This is a genomic window from Herbaspirillum sp. CF444 (assembly GCF_000282135.1).
GTDB lineage: Bacteria > Pseudomonadota > Gammaproteobacteria > Burkholderiales > Burkholderiaceae_D > Herbaspirillum.
In genome coordinates this window covers 1-17,471 of record NZ_AKJW01000109.1, presented here as the reverse complement: position 1 = coordinate 17,471, position 17,471 = coordinate 1, and the positions used below count along the sequence as shown (strand labels likewise).

The window sequence follows — 17,471 nt, the reverse complement described above, 5'->3', positions numbered from 1 at the left end:
TTTCGCCATTCCCTATTAATTAGTCAAATTCATAGTTATAATTTGCCAAATGAATAAAATTAATACGGAGACCATGGACCTGAATTTGATTCGGGTCTTCCTGGCGATCTGGGATACCAAGAGCCTGACCGATGCCGGCGAACGCCTTTGCCTTACGCAATCGGCGGTCAGCCACGCGCTGAAGCGGCTGCGTGCCGAATTCGACGATCCTTTGTTTGTGCGCGATGGCAACTCCATGGTCCCCACGTCGTCGGCCACGCAGTTGCAGGCGCCGCTGCGCCAGGCCATCGGGATCATCAATAACGCGGTGATGGAATACACCGCCTTCGATCCGATGAGGACCAACCGGGTGTTTCGGATTGCGATGTCGGATGTGTCGGAGTATTACTATCTGCCGCAATTGCTGGCGGAGCTTGAACGAACCGCACCGCTGGTGCAGCTGGAGGTGGTGCGGCTGGATATCCATTCGGTCGGCGCCTCGTTGTACACCGGCGACGTCGATCTGGCGGTGGGATATTTGCCCGGCTTGAAAAGCGAATGCGTCAACAAGCCACTGCTCACCGACACCTTCGTGTGCCTGGTGCGCGCGGGTCATCCTTTGGCCGATCGGGCGCTGACCCGCGCCAATTTCACCGACCTGCGCTACATCTACGTGGGCACCGAAGCGACCGGCCACCAGATGGTGGAACACTGGCTCGATGAAAGCGGCATCCTCCGCAAGACCGCCCTCAGACTGGGCCACTTCACCATGGCGCCGGAAATCGTGCGGCAGACCGATCTCGCGGTGATTTACCCGCGCAGCATTGCAGAACGCGTCAATCGCCTGCAGGAATTCGTGTTGCTGGAACTACCTTTTGAAACGCCGTCGATCGAAGTCAAGGTGCATACCCATTTGCATTTCGCCAGCGACATGGGAATTCAATGGCTTAGCAGAATGCTGGCAGAGAAAATTTCACTCGCGGCGGCGGCCTAGGCCACCGCCACCAGGCGATCCAACTTCTCTCCATCCGCCAGCAACTCGGCGCTATCGGAGTCGTGCACAATCCGCCCGCGATCCAGCACGATCGCCCGCTGCGTCAACGACAAGGCCATGCGCGCATGCTGTTCCACCACGATCACCGACATGCCCATGTCCTTGACCAGCCCCCGGATCACGCGCAGCAATTCCTGCACGATGATCGGCGCCAGACCTTCCATCGGTTCATCCAGCAACAGAATGCGCGGACTCACCATCAGCGCGCGCGCAATGGCCAGCATTTGCTGCTCGCCGCCTGACAGCTGGTTGCCCATGTTGTTGCGACGCTCTTCCAGGCGCGGGAAGATGTTGTAGATCTTCGGCAAATCCCATTCGCCGCCGCGCGCGACCACGGTCAAATGTTCTTCGACCGTCAGCGACGGAAACATGTAACGTTCCTGCGGCACCCAGCCGAGGCCGGCGTGCGCGCGCCTGTAGGTCGGCACGCGCACGATGTCGCCGCCGCGCCAGCGGATGCCGCCGCCATGCAGGCGGGTCAGGCCCATCAGCGTGACCAGCAGGCTGGTCTTGCCGACGCCGTTGCGGCCGAGCAGCGCCAGGCTGTCGCCTTCCTGCATGGAAAACGACACGTCTTCCAATACGATCGAATCGCCGTAGCCGGCGGTGACCTTGTCGAGTGCGAGCAGCTCACTCATGTTCCGACTCCCCCAGATAAACTTCCTTGACGCGTTTGTCGGCGGCGATTTCCGCCGGCGTGCCTTCGGTCAGCACCTTGCCGCCGACCAGCACCGTGATGCGTTCGGCAAAGCGGAACACCAGGCCCATGTCGTGTTCGATGAAAACGATGGTGACGTCGCGCGGCAATTGCGCGATGACTTCGAACAGTTCCTTGCTTTCCGCCGAGGGAATGCCGGCCGCCGGTTCGTCCAGCAGCAGCACTTTCGGCCTGGTGGCCAGCGCCAGTGCGATTTCCACCAGGCGCTGCTTGCCGTAAGCCAGGCTGCGCGTGATGCTGTTGGCTTCGCCGTCGAGCTTGAGCGAGGCCAGCAAGGCCATGGCCTCTTCGATGACGTCGCTCTGCTGCGCCACAGTCTTGTGCCAGACGTACTGCAGGCCGCGCCGTTCGGAGATGGCCAGCACGACCGACTCCAGCACGGTCAGGCCGGCGAACAGCGTGTTGATCTGGAAGGTGCGCGTCATGCCGCGCTTGACGCGCTCATGCTGCGGCAGCGAAGTGATGTCGTCGTCGCCGAAGAACACCTTGCCGCTCGAAGGCGCAAAGCCGCCGGTCAGCAGGTTGATGAAGGTGGTCTTGCCGGCGCCGTTCGGTCCGATCAGCGCGTGGCGCGCACCGGGTACGAAGGTCAGCGAGACGTCGCTGTTGGCCTTGAAGGCGCCCCATTGTTTGGACAGGCCTTCGGTGCGCAGCGTGGTGTTTGCGTTTGTATTTGTTGCCGTGCTCACGAGCGCTCTCCTTTCGTGCCGGAGGATTTACGCAGGCTGTTCCAGATCAGGGTCAGGCCGCCGAGGATGCCGCCGCGTGCGAACAGCACGATGACGATCAGCAGCAAGCCGATCCAGAATTGCCAGTAAGCAGGATTCAAGCCGGAAAGATAATCTTGCGCGAGCATGAAGATCGCCGCGCCGACCAGGCCGCCGTACAGTCGGCCGGTGCCGCCCAGCACCAGGATGATCAGCAATTCCGCCGAACGCGGAAAACCCAGCACGTCGAGACCGACGAACTGCGTGGTCTGCGCCAGCAAGGCGCCGGCCACGCCGGCAATCGCCGCGCTGATGGTGAAGATGACCGTCAGGCGCTGGTTGACGTTGACGCCGATGGCGGGCATGCGGCGACCGCCTTCGCGGATGCCGACCAGGCTCAGGCCGAACGGCGAATTGACCAGACGGCGCAATACGGCGAACAGGATGAACAGCACGACGAAACTATAGATGTAGGCGACCTTGCCGTTGAGGTCGAACTCGAACACGCCGAAGATCTTGTCCACCATCATGCCGGACAGACCGTCGACGCCGCCGGTGATGAAGGCTGCCTTGTTGGCCGCTTCGAACAGCATGAGGCCGATGCCCAGGGTCACCATCAGGCGCGCCAGGTCGTTGCCGCGCACCACCAGGAAACTGATGATGTAGCCGAACGCTGCAGCGACGATCGCGCCCAGCAGCATGCCGCTGATCGGTTCGCCCCAGCCGTGCGCCGACAGCAGGCCGGCGGTGTAGGCGCCAAGGCCGAAGAAGGCCGCATGACCGAGCGAGACGATGCCGCCGTAGCCGAGGATCAGGTCGAGCGAGATCGCGAACAGGCCGACGATCATGATCTGGCTGATCAGGATCAGGTAATCGGGAAAGACGAAATAAGCCGCCACCGGCAGCAGCCAGAAGATGATCTCCAGCGGCTTCCAGCGGTCGTTGGGCAAATGAAGCAAGGGCAAGGGAGACATGGCGGTGGTCTTTGCGCTAGTGGTAGGTGCAGCCGCGGCGGGCGCAGACGTCGGTGTGTTCGCGCTCATCCGCGCCTCCGCATCAGGCCGGCAGGGAACAGGATCAGCAGCAGCACCATCAGGCCGTAGATGACGAAGGCGCCGATTTCAGGCACGTAGTATTTGCCGGCCACGTCGAAAATGCCGAGGATCACGGCGGCCAGCAACGGTCCCTTGATCGTGCCGGCGCCGCCGACGGCCACCACCAGCAGGAAGTACACCATGTACTTGATCGGGAAAGTCGGGTCGAGACCCAGCACGTCGATGCCGAGACCGCCGCCCAGGCCGGCCAGGCCGGAGCCGAGCGCGAAGGTCAGGCTGAACACGCGGCTGACGTTGATGCCCAGACCGGCGGCGGCGACCTGGTTATCGACCGATGCGCGGATCTGCGCGCCGAAGCGCGTGCGTTCGATCAGCAGGCCCAGCGCCGCAGTGACCAGCACCACCACGCCGATCAGGAACACGCGATAGGCGCCGACGTCGAGACCGAGCAGCGAGATCTGTCCGCGCAGCCAGTCCGGCAAATGCACCGGCTGTTGCGTCGGCCCCCAGACGTAAGTCGCACCGGCCACGGCCATGAAGGTCAGGCCGATGGAAAACAGCACCTGATCCAGATGGCTGGCTTTATACAGGCGGCGATAGAGCGACCGCTCCAGCACCAGGCCGACCGCCGCCGACGCCAGGAAGGCTACCGGCAGCGACGCCAGGAAAGGCAGGCCGAGCTGGTTGAGGATGGTGACGCAGACATAGCCGCCCAGCATCGCGAACGCGCCGTGCGCCAGGTTGATGAAATTCATCATGCCCATGGTGACCGACAGGCCGACGCTGATCAGGAATAACAGCGCGCCGTAGGCAATGCCGTCGAACATCACACCGATGAAGTTGCCGATCATGCGCAATCTCCATGGCGGCAAGCTGCTGCGCCGCCGCGTCGGGTGTGGACAGGGATGGGGTAAAGCATGGGTGTCTCCTCTTCAATCTCTGGTGCAGGCGCTGCTCTGTATTGTCGTGGCTCTTGGCGGCCGGCAGCTTTGTCTTTACTTCTCTTCTTTTACGGCGCCGTCCGTTTCAGACACGCTCAATGATAGTCGCAATACCCTGGCCGACACCGATGCACATGGTGCACAGGGCATAACGGCCGCCGGTGCGTTGCAGCTGGTACATCGCGGTGGTGATCAGGCGCGCGCCGCTCATGCCGAGCGGATGGCCCAGCGCGATCGCGCCGCCGTTCGGATTGACGCGCGGGTCATCGTCGGCGACGCCCAATTCGCGCAGCACGGCCAGACCTTGCGAGGCGAATGCTTCGTTCAGTTCGATCACATCCATTTGTTCTATCGTCAGGCCGACTTGCTGCAACAGTTTTTTGGCGGCCGGCGCCGGGCCGATGCCCATGACGCGCGGCGCCACGCCGGCGGTCGCCATGCCGACGATGCGCGCGCGCGGCGTCAGGCCGTATTGCTTGACCGCTTCTGCACTGGCCAGCAGCAGGGCGCAGGCGCCGTCATTGACGCCCGAAGCATTGCCCGCCGTGACGGTACCGTCGGCGCGCACCACGCCCTTGAGTTTTGCCAGTGCTTCCATGCTGGTGGCGCGCGGATGTTCGTCGTTGCTGACGGTGACAGGCTCGCCCTTCTTTTGCGGAATCACCACCGGCGTGATTTCCTGCGCCAGCGTGCCGTTGGCTTGTGCGGCTGCGGCTTTTGCCTGGCTGGCGACGGCGAACTTGTCCTGGTCGATGCGGCTGATCCTGAAATCGTCGGCGACGTTCTCGCCGGTCTCCGGCATCGAGTCGGTGCCGTAGAGCGCCTTCATCTGCGCATTCGGAAAACGCCAGCCGATGGTGGTGTCGTAGATGTTGGCGTTGCGCGAGAACGCACTGTCGGCCTTGCCCATGACGAACGGTGCGCGCGTCATCGACTCGACGCCGCCGGCCAGCATCAGTTGCGCTTCGCCCGACTTGATCGCGCGCGCCGCCGTGCCGACCGCATCCATGCCGGAACCGCACAGGCGATTCATCGTGGTGCCCGGCACCGATTGCGGCAAGCCGGCCAGCAGCGCGGACATGCGCGCAACGTTGCGGTTGTCTTCGCCGGCCTGGTTGGCGCAGCCGAAGATGACGTCGTCGACGGCGTTCCAGTCGACTTGCGGGTTGCGTGCGATCAGGGCGCGCAGCGGAATGGCGCCGAGGTCGTCGGCGCGCACGTCTTTCAGCGCGCCGCCGTAACGGCCGATGGGAGTGCGGATGGCGTCGCAGATAAAGGCTTCTGTCATGGTGTTCTCTTCGTATGCTTCGTGTCGATTACAGGGTTACAGCGGTGGCAACAACGGCGCGCCGGTCATCTTTTGCAGTTCTTCAAAGGACAGGCCGTCGACGATTTCGCGCACTTGCAAACCGTGTTCGGTCACGTCGAGCACCGCCAGGTCGGTATAGATGCGATTGACGCAAGCGATGCCGGTCAGCGGATAGTCGCAGTGCGAGACGATCTTGCTCTCGCCGGTCTTGGTCTGGTGTTCCATCATGACGAACACCTGCTTGGCGCCGATGGCCAGGTCCATGGCGCCGCCGACGGCGGGAATCGCGTCCGGCGCGCCGGTGTGCCAGTTGGCCAGGTCGCCGGTGGCCGACACCTGGAAGGCGCCGAGCACGCAGATGTCGAGATGGCCGCCGCGCATCATGGCGAACGAGTCGCCGTGGTGGAAGTAGGCGCCGCCGGTCAGTAAGGTCACCGGCTGCTTGCCGGCGTTGATGAGGTCTTCGTCTTCTTCGCCGGGTGCGGGCGCGGGGCCCATGCCGAGCAGGCCGTTTTCGCTGTGCAGGAAAACTTCCTTGTCGGCCGGCAGGTAGTTGGCGACCTTGGTCGGCAAGCCGATGCCGAGGTTGACGTAAGCGCCTTCGGGGATATCCTGCGCCACACGCGCGGCGATCTGATCACGAGAGAAGCGATTCATTATTTGGTCTCCTGTGCGTTCTGCAGCACGACACGTTGCACGAAGATGCCCGGCGTGACGATGGCTTCCGGATCGAGCTGGCCCAGCTCGACGACTTCGCTCACCTGGGCGATGGCGCATTTGGCGGCCATGGCCATGATGGGACCGAAGTTGCGCGCGGTCTTGCGATACACCAGGTTGCCCCAGCGGTCGCCGCGCAGAGCCTTGATCAGCGCGAAGTCGGCGTGGATCGGCGACTCCAGCACATAGTGGCGGCCATCGATCAGGCGTGTCTCCTTGCCGTCGGCCAGCATGGTGCCGTAGCCGGTCGGCGAGAAGAAGCCGCCGATGCCGGCGCCGGCGGCGCGGATGCGCTCGGCCAGGTTGCCTTGCGGCGTCAGTTCCAGCTCGATTTCGCCGGCGCGGTAGAGCGCGTCGAAGACGTAGGAATCGGTCTGGCGCGGGAAGGAGCAGATGATCTTCTTCACGCGCCTGGCCTTGAGCAGCGCCGCCAGACCGGTGTCGCCGTTGCCGGCATTGTTGTTGACGATGGTGAGGTCGCGCGCGCCTTGTGCGATCAGCGCATCGATCAGCGCCGCCGGCATGCCGGCATTGCCGAAGCCGCCGATCATGACGGTCGCGCCGTCATGGATGTCGGCCACGGCTTGTTCCAGTGACTCAGTAATTTTGTCGATCACGTTGCGTCTCTTTCGTGAATCCGTTCGTTGAACAGCAAATGCATGAAAATGGTTCCGCGATGATCCGGCATATGTCGCTATTGCCGTACTTCCCGGAATGGCTTGTCTCCGCCTTTATTTTTCTATGCTCCTGCGCTTTTCCAACCGCTGTTTTCGCTCTGCCGGAGAGTCAAAATGCGTGCGCGCCTGAATTCTTTTAGGTACAATCATTTGTGCGATAAACGAACTAATGTTTGTTTTTCGCACACATTAGTGTAGCGATACCCGGCTTCCTGCGTCAAGAACAAACAGGCAGGTCTGTGCGATGTCCGCACAACATATTAGAATCGCGGACAAGCCCGGCGCCTTCGCTGATGCAGATCATCCGGCTTATTGCTTATCGTTGCCCATCGTCATTTTTGAATGCCCATGTCCAAGACACCTGCTCCAGCAAAAACCCGCAAGCCCGCAGCCAGATCCGGCAAGGCGAAAACTGACGTCGTCACTCCTGTCGCCGCTTCTGCCGGCGATCAGGCCGAAGAAAAAGAACTCACCATCGCCGAAGAAATCGACGCCCTCACCGATCCCAGCTTCATGACCTCGCTGGCGCGCGGCCTGGCGGTGGTGCGCGCCTTCAGCGACACGCGCCGCACGCTGACCATTGCACAGATCAGCCAGAAGACCGGCATCCCGCGCGCCGCGGTGCGCCGTTGCCTGCATACGCTGAAGCAGCTCGGTTATGCCGATTCCGAGGTGAACAATTTTTCGCTGCGGCCGAAGATCCTGACGCTCGGTTATTCCTATCTGTCGTCGACGCCGCTGACGGTATCGGCCCAGCCCTGCCTGAACAACATCACGCGCACGCTCAACGAGTCCTGCTCGCTGGCGGTGCTGGACGACAATGAAGTGCTGTATGTGTCGCGTTCGGCCACCGCGCGGGTGATGTCGGTGGCACTCAATACCGGCAGCCGCCTGCCCGCGTATTGCACCTCGCTCGGCCGCGTCATGCTGGCGCACATGTCAGAGGAAGCGCTGAAGGCTTACTTCGACAAGGTCAAACTGCGCGCCTTCACCGACAAGACGGTGGTGTCGCAAAAGCGCCTGCGCGAAATCCTCGCCGAAGTGCGCGAGTCCGGTTACGCCGTGATCGATGAAGAACTGGAAGTCGGCCTGCGCTCGATCGCCGTGCCGGTGCGCGGCGCTTCCGGCACCGTGCTTGCAGCGCTGAACGTCGGCGCCCAGGCGGCGCGTGTCAGCCGCCGCCAGATGGAAGAAGAATTCCTGCCGGTGCTGCTGCGCGGCTCGCAGGAATTGTCCGTGCTGCTGCCGTAAACCACGCATAAAAAATCAGTCCGGCGGACCTCGCGATGCGCCGGACTGAAGACAACTCTCGTTGCCGACTACGGATGCCGGCGCGCCTTGCTCAGCGGCACGCCATCCTCCTCAAGACTTCTTCAGGCTCGGATCAGAAGGTGTGACGGATACCCGACATCACGCCCAGCTGGTTCTTGCCGGCGCCAACGGTGCCGCCCGCATCGATCGCCACTGCGGACGTGCCGCCGTTCTTCTGATAACCCAGCGAGGTGTACAGCGCGGTGCGCTTGGACAGGTTGTAGGTCAGGCGACCCACCATCAGGGTCACGTCGTTGGGGCTGCCCTTGACGTTCAGCTTTGCAACCTGCGCATCCAGCACCAGCGCTGTCGAAATCGGATAGCTTGCACCGAGGTAGTACAGGTCGGAGTTGGTGTTGACCGCGCCGGCAGCGCGGGTGCGACGGTCGATCACGCCGGCGCCGATCTTGGTATTGCCGAGCATGACGAAGCCGTTCAAGGTCACGCGCTGATCGGTATTGTCGCTGCTGGTCAGGCCGCCGGCTGCGCCGGTGTTGCCGTACAGGATGTCGTAGGACGACGTGACGCCGAACGACTTGTTGTCGTAACCGACCAATGCAGTAACCTGGCGGCAGGCCTTGGAGTTGCCTGCCACTTCGCCGGCACAGCCGGTTGCCGCAGGACCGCCCGCGGTGGAAGTATCGCGTCCGAAGCTATATGTCGCGCCGACGGTGAAGTTGGAGAAGTTGCCCAGGTAACCGATGGAGTTGTCGCTGCGCGCATTCGGCAGGTAGCCGTCGATGCTGCCGATGGCGAAAATGTTCGGGCCCATGACGTCGGTCTTGAGCGTGGCGATGTAGGTCATGTTGACCTGACGACCCAGCATGACCTGACCCCAGGTATTGCTCTTGAGGCCGACCAGGGATTGACGGCCGAACAAGCGGTTGCCTTGTCCCATCGAGCCGGTGTCCGGTGCAAAACCGGCTTCCAGCACGAAGAACGCTTCCAGGCCGCCGCCCAGGTCTTCCGATCCCTTGAAGCCGATGCGCGATGGGAACGAACCGGTCAGCCCCGGCATCTTGAATGCCGAATTGCCGGCGGCATTGGCGTTGGTGGTGTAGACCACGCCGGTGTCGACGATACCGTAGATGGTGACCGAATTCTGGGCCATGGCGTTGCCTGCGCACAGTGCACCCATTGCACCCATCAGCGCGATCGCACTGCATACTGTTTTCTTCATTGTGTGTCTCCTCCTGAAACGTAAAGTTTTTTAAGTTCGTCTTGAAGCGATTTCCGACCTTGATGCTGATGCCTGACGACTTGACATGTCCGCAGATCGCAGACGTGCGTCGTGCTTCCTCCCCGGTGTCGATACGTGGATTCTGTGTGACCGGACGCGGGCTTCCGCGGGTTTCGCAGGGTGCGTTCAGTCTGCCTTCCGGTTGATCGCCGAAGGGGCTTTTGGTGTTGCTGTCGATACTGCTGAGTGCCGCCTACGTGTTGCCGATATACATCGGCGAAATACTGCAATGTCTATTAGATCGGCTTCTGCATGGAGAACCCGGAAGAGTTTCGTCTCTGTTATTTCAATTTTTATTTAATGTTCGATAAACGAACAATATGTTGTTTACCGAACGCTTGTTGCGATACTATTGTTCTCGCTGAAGCTTGTCAAGAATGCGCAAAGCAGAAAATTTCCCGCAGCGTCGTCTGCGAGCAACAGCTAAAATCCGGCGACAAGAAAAATTTCCCATCGATCCGCGCTATGTAAAACACGCTGTACGACACGTCTGCATGGACTGTCCGAAAAGGCATCCGGCGCAGCATTGGATGAAAAGAAATGACAGCTCGGGATTGATGAATCGCGTATGCGCGTATGCATTACGCAACGACAACGTATCGAAGGAGACAAACATGAGGTTTAAAAAATCGGCATTGCTGGCAATGCTTGCGGGGGTCAATTTTTTTGCGGCAGCGCAAGCGCAGGCGCAAGACACCATCAAGATCGGCCTGATCGCCGCGTTTTCCGGCCCCTTCGCCGACTACGGCAAGCAGATGGAAGGCGGTATCAAGGCTTACATGGCGCAGAACGGCGATACCGTCGCCGGCAAGAAAATCCAGATCATCGTCAAGGACACCACCGGCCCTTCGCCTGAAATCGCCAAGCGCCTGGCGCAGGAGCTGGTCGTGCGCGACAAGGTCGACTTCCTCGCCGGCTTCGGCCTGACGCCGGAAGCGCTGGCCGTGGCGCCGATCGCCGAGCAGGCCAAGAAGCCGATGATCATCATGAACGCGGCGACCTCGATCATCACCACCAAGTCGAACTACATTGCGCGCTTCTCGATGACGCTGCCGCAAGTGTCCGGCCCGATGGCGACCTGGGCGCTGAAGAACAACATCAAGAAAGTCGTGACGCTGGTGGCCGACTACGGTCCGGGCATCGACGCCGAAACCGCCTTCAAGACCAACCTGCTGGGTGGCGGCGGACAAGTGATCGAGTCTATCCGCGTGCCGCTGCGCAATCCTGAATTCGCGCCCTATATCCAGCGCATCAAGGACGCCAAGCCGGAAGCCGTGTTCATTTTCGTGCCGGCCGGCGAGCAAGGCATTGCTTTCATGAAAGGTTATCGCGAGCGCGGCCTGGCCGAAGCCGGCATCAAGGTCATCGCCACCGGCGACCTGACCGACGACCACGTGCTGCCGGCGATGGGCGACGCGACGCTGGGCGTGATCACGACGTTCCACTATTCGGCTGCACACAACTCCCCGGAAAACAAAGCCTTCCTGAAGAGCTATGCGGCGGCAAATCCGAACGGCGGTCGTCCGAACTTCATGGCCGTTGCAGCCTACGACGGCATGGCGGCGATCTATGAAGTGGCGAAGAAGCTCAACGGCAACATCGACGGCGACAAGGCCATGGCGATCCTGAAGAACATCAAGCTCAACAGCCCGCGCGGCCCGATCTCGATTGACCCTGCGACACGCGACATCGTGCAGACGGTATACGTGCGCAAGGTGGAAAAAGTCGGCAACGAGGTCTACAACGTCGAGTTCGACAAATTCCTCAACGTGAAGGACAGCGGCAAGTAAACCGCCGTTGACATCCGAGCAGGACCAGAACGCCGGTGATGCGATGCACACCGGCGTTTTTTTGTTCTTGATGCAGGCAAGCGCCATTGCGCAAAGAAACGGCACCCGCATTTCTGCCCTTACTTCGACGCAGCGCAACATCGCCTTGTCGCCGCAAGCCAGACGGCAAGCAGCATTGCGTCGTTCGGTAGCCGCCCTGTTTTACGTTTCCGATATGCTTGCCACGCCTGTTATTGCTTGCATTTGCCGTTTACATATTTATACTAAATAACAGTTATAAATTATAAGTAATTGCCGACACCCTCTGTCGAGCAGTCCGAGACAAGCGCCTTGAGGCGAGCAACATCCTCAATGCGCAAGCACCAACAACAGGCTGGCCATGACGACTCATTCTGACGATCTTCTCGATATCCATTACGACGGCGCGATTGCGGTCGTCGCCATCAACCGCGTCGCCAAGCGCAATGCGCTGAGCGATCCGCTGGTGCGCGCCATCCAGCGCTGCTTCGAATCCTTCCCGCCGGAAATCAAGGTCGCGGTCATCCGCGGCAACGGCGACCATTTCTGCGCCGGCCTCGATCTGTCCGAACTGCGCGAACGCGACACCAGCGAAAGCATGTATCACTCGCGCATGTGGCATGCCGCCTTCGAGCGCGTGCAATTCGGCGGCGTGCCGGTGATCGCCGTGCTGCACGGCGCCGTCATCGGCGGCGGCCTGGAACTGGCCTCGGCCGCCCACATCCGCGTGGCCGAAGACAGCGCCTTCTACGGCTTGCCGGAAGGACAGCGCGGTCTGTTCGTCGGCGGCGGCGGATCGGTGCGCATCTCGCGCCTGGTCGGCGTCGCCTGCATGAGCGACATGATGCTGACCGGCCGCGTACTGTCGTCGCAGGAAGGCCATCAGGCCGGCATCTCGCAATATCTCACCGCCGGCGGCAAGGGCATGGAAAAGGCGATGGAGCTGGCGGCGCGCATCGCCAAGAACGCGCCGATGACCAACTACGGCGTAACGCATGTGTTGCCACGCATCGCCGACCAGTCGATCCAGGATGGCCTGGTGACGGAGTCGCTCATGGCCGCCGTGGCCGGCAGCGATCCGGAGACCAAGGGCCGGCTTGCCGCCTTCCTCGATCTGAAGATGAACAAAGTGGAGCGCAACAGCTAAGCTTTCTCGACAATTTGCGGCCCCATACAAAGCAGTACCGATAACTATTAAGAGACATGTATGAGCACAACACCACGCTATCGCAGCGTACGATTCGGCATCAGCGGCGTTGACGTCGCCGAAGCCGCTGACGGCCAAAGCATCGTCAGGACCAAACAGGCGCTGCAAGACTATCCCGCGCGCCTGAGCGACAAACTGAAATACTGGGCCGCAAAAACGCCCGACGCCAGCTTCATGGCCAAGCGCGACGCCGACGGCGCCTGGCGGCACATCACCTATGCGCAGGCATTGCAGACCGCGCGCCACATCGGCCAGGGCCTGCTCAATCGCGGCCTGTCGGCGGAACGTCCCTTGCTGATCCTGTCGGAAAACGATCTGGAACACGCCATGCTGGCACTGGCCTGCCACTATGTCGGCGTGCCGTATGCGCCGGTGTCGTCGGCCTACTCGCTGCTGTCGAAGGATTACGCCAAGCTGCGCCATGCCGTCAAGCTGCTGACGCCCGGCATGATCTTCGCCGCACATGGCGAGAAATTCGCCGCCGCCGTCAATGCGGTGGCGACCGGCGACATCGAGTTCGTCGCCACCGAAGCGCCCTCGTCCGCACGCGCCACCACGCTCTACAGCGAGCTGGCCGCGACACCGATCACCGACGCCGTCGAGCGCGCGCATGACGCCACCACGCCCGACACCATCGCCAAGTTCCTGTTCACCTCGGGCTCGACCAAGCTGCCGAAAGCGGTGATCAATACCCAGCGCATGATCTGCAGCAACCTGCAGATGATCGTGCAGACCTTTCCCTTCCTCAGCGAAGAGCCGCCGGTGCTGATCGACTGGCTGCCGTGGAACCATACCTTCGGCAGCAACCACAACGTCGGCATCGTGCTCTACAACGGCGGCACCATGTACATCGACGACGGCAAGCCGACGCCGCAGGGTCTGGCCGTCACGCTGCAAAACCTGCGCGAAATCGCGCCGACGATTTACTTCAACGTGCCCATCGGCTGGGAAGGCATCGCCCATGCGCTGGAAAAAGACGCAGCCCTGTGCGACAAGTTCTACAGCCGTCTGAAGATGCAGTTCTACGCCGGCGCCGCGCTGGCGCAACCGGTGTGGGACAAGCTGCACGCCACCGCCGAAGCCGCCTGCGGCGAGCGCATCGTGATGTCCTGCGGCCTCGGCATGACCGAGACGGCGCCGTCGGCGCTGTTCGTGGTAGAGGAGCAAGTACGCTCCGGCCAGATCGGCATCCCGACGCCCGGCATGGAAATCAAGCTGGTGCCCAACGGCGACAAGATGGAAATCCGCTATCGCGGCCCCAACGTCACGCCGGGTTATTGGCGCGCTCCGGAGCAGACCAGGGAAGCCTTCGATGAAGAAGGTTTCTTCTGCTCGGGCGATGCCGTCAAATGGCTGGATCCATCCAACCGCGATCTCGGCTTCATGTTCGACGGCCGCGTGGCCGAAGACTTCAAGCTCTATACCGGCACCTGGGTCAGCGTCGGCCCGCTGCGCGCCGTCATCGCCCATGAAGGAGCGCCTTACCTGCAGGACGCCGTCATCACCGGCCAGGACCGCAACGAAGTCGGCATGCTGATCGTGCCCAATCTCGAACGCTGCCGCCAACTGGCCGGCTTGCCTGCAAGCGCCTCGCGCGACGAGGTCGTCGCGGCGCAACCAGTGCGCGATTTTTTCAGCAATCTCCTGCAGCGCCTGCAACAGCACGCCACCGGCAGCGCCTCGCGCGTGGCGCGCGCACTGGTGCTGGTCGAGCCGCCCTCTTTCGACAAAGGCGAAATCACCGACAAGGGCTCCATCAACCAGCGCGCCGTGCTGACGCACCGCGCCGACCTGGTCGAGGCGCTGTACGCCGACATCAATCCGGCCATCCTCAAACCGCGTCCGCTGGCTGGCGGCAACAAGACCTCCGCATCCGGCACTCAGGGAACGCAGGGCACAAAAGGAGCATAAGCACCATGGCAAAGAAAGCCTTCTATTCCAACTTCGACGACGTCTGGATGCTCGGCGGCGTGCGCACGCCGATGGTCGATTATTGCAGCACCTTCTCGCAGCTGTCGCCGACCGACATGGGCATCAAGGTCGCGCGTGAAATCCTCAAACGCACCGGCGTGCCGGCGACCGACATCGGCTCCGTCATCGCCGGCAACATGGCGCCCGGCGATTGCTTTCAATACATGCTGCCGCGTCACATCGGCCTGTACGCGGGCGTGCCGATCGATGTGCCGGCCATCATGGTCCAGCGCATCTGCGGCACCGGTTTCGAACTGATCCGCCAGGCCGGCGACCAGATTGAGCGCGGTTACACCGACACCGCGCTGGTGGTCGGTTCGGAATCGATGACGCGCAATCCGATTGCCGCCTTCTCGCATCGCGGCGGTTTCCGCCTGGGTGCGCCGGTGGAGTTCCAGGATTACATGTGGGAAGCGCTGATCGATCCGGCGCCCGGCATCACCATGCCGCAGACCGCGGAAAATCTGGCCAGGAAATACGGCATCACGCGGCGCGAAGTGGATGAGTATGCGGCGCTCTCGTTTGAGCGCGCCGTGCGCGCGCAGCAGGAAGGTTTCCATGTCGACGAGATCGTGCCCGTGACCAACGAAACCTTCACGCTCGATGGCTACAACGACCGCCATCTGAAACTGCAAGGCAAGGCCGCTGAAGCGGCGACCGATACCCATCCGCGTCCGTCGCCGGTGGAAATATTGGGCAAGCTGCGCACGCTCTATCCCGATGGCGTGCAGACCGGCGGCAACAGCTCGGCGCTGGTCGATGCGGCGGCTGCAACCATCATCGCCTCCGGCAGCTACATGCGCGATCACGACTGCATGCCGCTCGCGCGCGTGGTCGCCGCTGCCGTGGTCGGCGTGCCGCCGGAGATCATGGGTATCGGCCCGGCCCCGGCGATCCGCCTGCTGCTGGAACGCAACGGCCTGACGCTGGACGACATCGGCTGCTTCGAAATCAATGAAGCGCAAGGCGCACAAACCATCGCCGTCGAACGCGAACTCGGCCTCGACCGCAGCAAGCTCAACGTCAACGGCGGTGCGATTGCGTTGGGCCATCCGCTGGCGGCCACCGGCGTGCGGCTGTCGATCACGGCGGCACGCGAAATGCGCAAGCGCGGTGCGCGCTACAGCGTCGCTTCGGCCTGCATCGGCGGCGGACAAGGCATTGCGCTGCTGCTGGAAAACCCGGCCGCTTCCCACTAATTAATACCCAATCACGAGACGCATCATGCAACTACAAGGACAAGCAGCACTGGTCACCGGCGGCGCTTCCGGACTCGGCGCCGAAGTTGTGCGCCAATTGGCGAAGGGCGGTGCACGCGTGAGCATCCTCGACGTCAATCTCGACGGCGCGCAAACGCTGGCGAAAGAAGTCGGCGGCCACGCCGCAGCCTGTGACATCACCGACACCGCCAGTGTCGAGGCCGCGCTGGCTTCGGCACGCGCCGCCCATGGACCGGCGCGCATCCTGGTCAACTGCGCCGGCATCGGCGGCGCCAAACGGCTGGTCGGCAAGGATGGTGCAGCCATGCCGCTGGAAGATTTCAGCCGCATCGTCAACGTCAACCTGATCGGCACCTTCAACATGATCCGACTTGCCGCAACAGAAATGATCACGCAGGAGCCGCTGGAAGACAGCGAGCGCGGCGTCATCATTTCGACCGCCTCGGTGGCGGCCTATGACGGCCAGGTCGGGCAAGCCGCCTACGCCGCATCGAAAGGCGGCATCACCTCGCTGACCTTGCCGCTGGCGCGCGACCTCGCGCAGTTCGGCGTGCGCGTGATGACGATTGCACCCGGCCTGTTCCTGACGCCGTTGCTGTACAAGCTGCCGGAAGAAGTTCAGCAATCGCTGGCGGCCTCGATCCCTTTTCCCAAACGTCTCGGCAAGGCCGAGGAGTTCGCGCAGCTGGCACTGCACATCGTCGGCAACCTGTCGCTCAACGGCGAAGTGATTCGCCTCGACGGCGCATTGCGCCTGCCACCTCGTTAACAAATTCAGGGAGTCAGCATGTCCAGAGTTGTGGTGTATCCCATTAATGTCGAATTCGGCGATTGCGATCCGGCGGGGATTGTTTTCTTTCCCAATTTCTTCCGCTGGTATGACGCCTCGTCGCGCAATTTTTTCCGCAGCTGCGGCGTGCCGGCCTGGCGCGATACCGAAAAGAGCCGCGGCATCATCGGCACGCCGGTGGTCGATATCGGCTCGCGCTTCATCCAGCCGGCGACCTACGGTGACAAGGTCGAGGTGCATACCTCGGTGGTCGAATGGAACGCCAAGACCTTCGTCATGCTGCACCAGCTGAAGCGTGACGGCGTGCTGCTGTCGGAAGGCCGCGACACGCGCGTGTTCGCCATCCGCCATCCGGAAGATCCGGCGCGCATCAAGGCGATACCGATACCGGAAGACATCAGGGAACTTTGCAGTTAGCTGTTTTACAAGTAACAAAAAACTATCCAGGCATTTATAAAAAAGGAGACGGAGATGAAGAAAATATTGAAAGCAACGGTGCTCGCCTCGGCGCTGGCATTCTCAGGTTTGATCGCGCAGCAGGCGCATGCGGAACTGACCATCGGCGTGATCATGTCGCTGACCGGACCGGGCTCCGGCCTCGGCATTCCGGCCAAGAACGGCTTTGCGCTGTGGCCCGACACCATCGCCGGCGAAAAAGTCAAACTGATCATCCTCGACGACGCCACCGATCCGACCCAGGCCAGCAAGAACGCGCGCCGCCTGATCGCCGAAGACAAGGTCGACATGATCATCGGCTCGGCTGCCGT

General features: G+C 61.9%; 18 protein-coding genes. 10 read left to right on the top strand and 8 right to left on the bottom strand.

Going from position 1 to position 17,471, the window contains the following annotated elements; genetic code table 11:
- Positions 1-49 precede the first annotated feature (49 nt).
- Entirely contained in the window at positions 50-973 is a 924-nt protein-coding gene (locus tag PMI16_RS22470; protein ID WP_007883932.1) for a LysR family transcriptional regulator, read from the top strand.
- On the opposite strand, the gene PMI16_RS22465 is transcribed toward PMI16_RS22470, so the two are convergent.
- The 7 genes from PMI16_RS22465 to PMI16_RS22435 form a co-directional block, all read right to left on the bottom strand.
- A complete protein-coding gene (locus PMI16_RS22465; RefSeq protein ID WP_007883929.1) occupies positions 970-1,671 on the bottom strand; it encodes an ABC transporter ATP-binding protein in 702 nt (233 codons plus the stop codon). The two genes, PMI16_RS22470 and PMI16_RS22465, sit on opposite strands and share 4 nt — an antisense overlap.
- On the bottom strand, positions 1,664-2,440 hold the full coding sequence (locus tag PMI16_RS22460; RefSeq protein WP_007883928.1) for an ABC transporter ATP-binding protein: 777 nt from the start codon (positions 2,438-2,440) through the stop codon (positions 1,664-1,666). The genes PMI16_RS22465 and PMI16_RS22460 overlap by 8 nt, the downstream gene beginning before the upstream one ends.
- Positions 2,437-3,501: a branched-chain amino acid ABC transporter permease gene (locus tag PMI16_RS22455; RefSeq protein WP_007883926.1), complete on the bottom strand. Its 1,065-nt coding sequence runs from the start codon at positions 3,499-3,501 to the stop codon at positions 2,437-2,439. Before PMI16_RS22455 ends, PMI16_RS22460 begins: the two co-directional genes overlap by 4 nt.
- Positions 3,498-4,364 (bottom strand): branched-chain amino acid ABC transporter permease, encoded by an 867-nt coding sequence (locus PMI16_RS22450; RefSeq protein ID WP_007883925.1) that lies wholly within the window; start codon positions 4,362-4,364, stop codon positions 3,498-3,500. Before PMI16_RS22450 ends, PMI16_RS22455 begins: the two co-directional genes overlap by 4 nt.
- A gap of 175 nt (positions 4,365-4,539) precedes the next feature.
- A complete protein-coding gene (pcaF, locus tag PMI16_RS22445) occupies positions 4,540-5,742 on the bottom strand; it encodes a 3-oxoadipyl-CoA thiolase (protein WP_007883924.1) in 1,203 nt (400 codons plus the stop codon).
- 36 nt (positions 5,743-5,778) lie between these two features.
- Entirely contained in the window at positions 5,779-6,420 is a 642-nt protein-coding gene (locus PMI16_RS22440; protein ID WP_007883923.1) for a CoA transferase subunit B, read from the bottom strand.
- Positions 6,420-7,097 (bottom strand): 3-oxoacid CoA-transferase subunit A, encoded by a 678-nt coding sequence (locus PMI16_RS22435; RefSeq protein WP_007883922.1) that lies wholly within the window; start codon positions 7,095-7,097, stop codon positions 6,420-6,422. The genes PMI16_RS22440 and PMI16_RS22435 overlap by 1 nt, the downstream gene beginning before the upstream one ends.
- Before the next feature lie 408 nt (positions 7,098-7,505).
- Here PMI16_RS22435 and PMI16_RS22430 point away from each other — a divergent pair, with 408 nt between their 5' ends.
- Positions 7,506-8,408, top strand: a complete 903-nt coding sequence (locus PMI16_RS22430; RefSeq protein WP_007883916.1) for an IclR family transcriptional regulator domain-containing protein — start codon at positions 7,506-7,508, stop codon at positions 8,406-8,408.
- Positions 8,409-8,541: 133 nt separating this feature from the next.
- On the opposite strand, the gene PMI16_RS22425 is transcribed toward PMI16_RS22430, so the two are convergent.
- Positions 8,542-9,648, bottom strand: a complete 1,107-nt coding sequence (locus PMI16_RS22425) for a porin (RefSeq protein WP_007883915.1) — start codon at positions 9,646-9,648, stop codon at positions 8,542-8,544.
- A 674-nt stretch (positions 9,649-10,322) separates the two neighbouring features.
- Between PMI16_RS22425 and PMI16_RS22420 the strand changes: the two genes are divergently transcribed.
- The 8 genes from PMI16_RS22420 to PMI16_RS22390 all read left to right on the top strand — a co-directional run.
- Complete coding sequence (locus PMI16_RS22420; RefSeq protein WP_007883914.1) at positions 10,323-11,498, top strand: ABC transporter substrate-binding protein; 1,176 nt, start codon at positions 10,323-10,325, stop codon at positions 11,496-11,498.
- Positions 11,499-11,541: 43 nt separating this feature from the next.
- The gene (locus PMI16_RS26115) at positions 11,542-11,769 is read left to right on the top strand and encodes a hypothetical protein (protein ID WP_157212761.1); all 228 of its coding nucleotides are present in this window, start codon (positions 11,542-11,544) and stop codon (positions 11,767-11,769) included.
- A 108-nt stretch (positions 11,770-11,877) separates the two neighbouring features.
- On the top strand, positions 11,878-12,663 hold the full coding sequence (locus PMI16_RS22415) for a crotonase/enoyl-CoA hydratase family protein (protein WP_007883913.1): 786 nt from the start codon (positions 11,878-11,880) through the stop codon (positions 12,661-12,663).
- Positions 12,664-12,723: 60 nt separating this feature from the next.
- On the top strand, positions 12,724-14,634 hold the full coding sequence (locus tag PMI16_RS22410) for a feruloyl-CoA synthase (RefSeq protein ID WP_007883912.1): 1,911 nt from the start codon (positions 12,724-12,726) through the stop codon (positions 14,632-14,634).
- A gap of 5 nt (positions 14,635-14,639) precedes the next feature.
- On the top strand, positions 14,640-15,893 hold the full coding sequence (locus tag PMI16_RS22405) for a thiolase family protein (RefSeq protein ID WP_007883908.1): 1,254 nt from the start codon (positions 14,640-14,642) through the stop codon (positions 15,891-15,893).
- Between the two features lie 25 nt (positions 15,894-15,918).
- Positions 15,919-16,683, top strand: a complete 765-nt coding sequence (locus PMI16_RS22400; RefSeq protein WP_007883906.1) for an SDR family NAD(P)-dependent oxidoreductase — start codon at positions 15,919-15,921, stop codon at positions 16,681-16,683.
- 18 nt (positions 16,684-16,701) lie between these two features.
- Entirely contained in the window at positions 16,702-17,121 is a 420-nt protein-coding gene (locus tag PMI16_RS22395) for an acyl-CoA thioesterase (protein WP_007883905.1), read from the top strand.
- 54 nt (positions 17,122-17,175) lie between these two features.
- Positions 17,176-17,471, top strand: a 296-nt coding sequence (locus PMI16_RS22390; RefSeq protein ID WP_007883904.1) for an ABC transporter substrate-binding protein, incomplete at its 3' end; no start/stop codon positions are given.

What these genes read in the sequence shown, in the direction of transcription:
- PMI16_RS26115 (WP_157212761.1), top strand. Translation starts at nt 11,542, where the DNA reads ATGCACACCGGCGTTTTTTTGTTCTTGATGCAGGCAAGCGCCATTGCG.
- PMI16_RS22455 (WP_007883926.1), bottom strand. Translation starts at nt 3,501, where the DNA reads ATGAGCGCGAACACACCGACGTCTGCGCCCGCCGCGGCTGCACCTACC.
- PMI16_RS22465 (WP_007883929.1), bottom strand. Translation starts at nt 1,671, where the DNA reads ATGAGTGAGCTGCTCGCACTCGACAAGGTCACCGCCGGCTACGGCGAT.
- PMI16_RS22420 (WP_007883914.1), top strand. Translation starts at nt 10,323, where the DNA reads ATGAGGTTTAAAAAATCGGCATTGCTGGCAATGCTTGCGGGGGTCAAT.
- PMI16_RS22430 (WP_007883916.1), top strand. Translation starts at nt 7,506, where the DNA reads ATGTCCAAGACACCTGCTCCAGCAAAAACCCGCAAGCCCGCAGCCAGA.
- PMI16_RS22415 (WP_007883913.1), top strand. Translation starts at nt 11,878, where the DNA reads ATGACGACTCATTCTGACGATCTTCTCGATATCCATTACGACGGCGCG.
- PMI16_RS22410 (WP_007883912.1), top strand. Translation starts at nt 12,724, where the DNA reads ATGAGCACAACACCACGCTATCGCAGCGTACGATTCGGCATCAGCGGC.
- PMI16_RS22470 (WP_007883932.1), top strand. Translation starts at nt 50, where the DNA reads ATGAATAAAATTAATACGGAGACCATGGACCTGAATTTGATTCGGGTC.
- PMI16_RS22395 (WP_007883905.1), top strand. Translation starts at nt 16,702, where the DNA reads ATGTCCAGAGTTGTGGTGTATCCCATTAATGTCGAATTCGGCGATTGC.
- PMI16_RS22400 (WP_007883906.1), top strand. Translation starts at nt 15,919, where the DNA reads ATGCAACTACAAGGACAAGCAGCACTGGTCACCGGCGGCGCTTCCGGA.
- PMI16_RS22405 (WP_007883908.1), top strand. Translation starts at nt 14,640, where the DNA reads ATGGCAAAGAAAGCCTTCTATTCCAACTTCGACGACGTCTGGATGCTC.
- PMI16_RS22440 (WP_007883923.1), bottom strand. Translation starts at nt 6,420, where the DNA reads ATGAATCGCTTCTCTCGTGATCAGATCGCCGCGCGTGTGGCGCAGGAT.
- PMI16_RS22450 (WP_007883925.1), bottom strand. Translation starts at nt 4,364, where the DNA reads ATGATCGGCAACTTCATCGGTGTGATGTTCGACGGCATTGCCTACGGC.
- pcaF (WP_007883924.1), bottom strand. Translation starts at nt 5,742, where the DNA reads ATGACAGAAGCCTTTATCTGCGACGCCATCCGCACTCCCATCGGCCGT.
- PMI16_RS22425 (WP_007883915.1), bottom strand. Translation starts at nt 9,648, where the DNA reads ATGAAGAAAACAGTATGCAGTGCGATCGCGCTGATGGGTGCAATGGGT.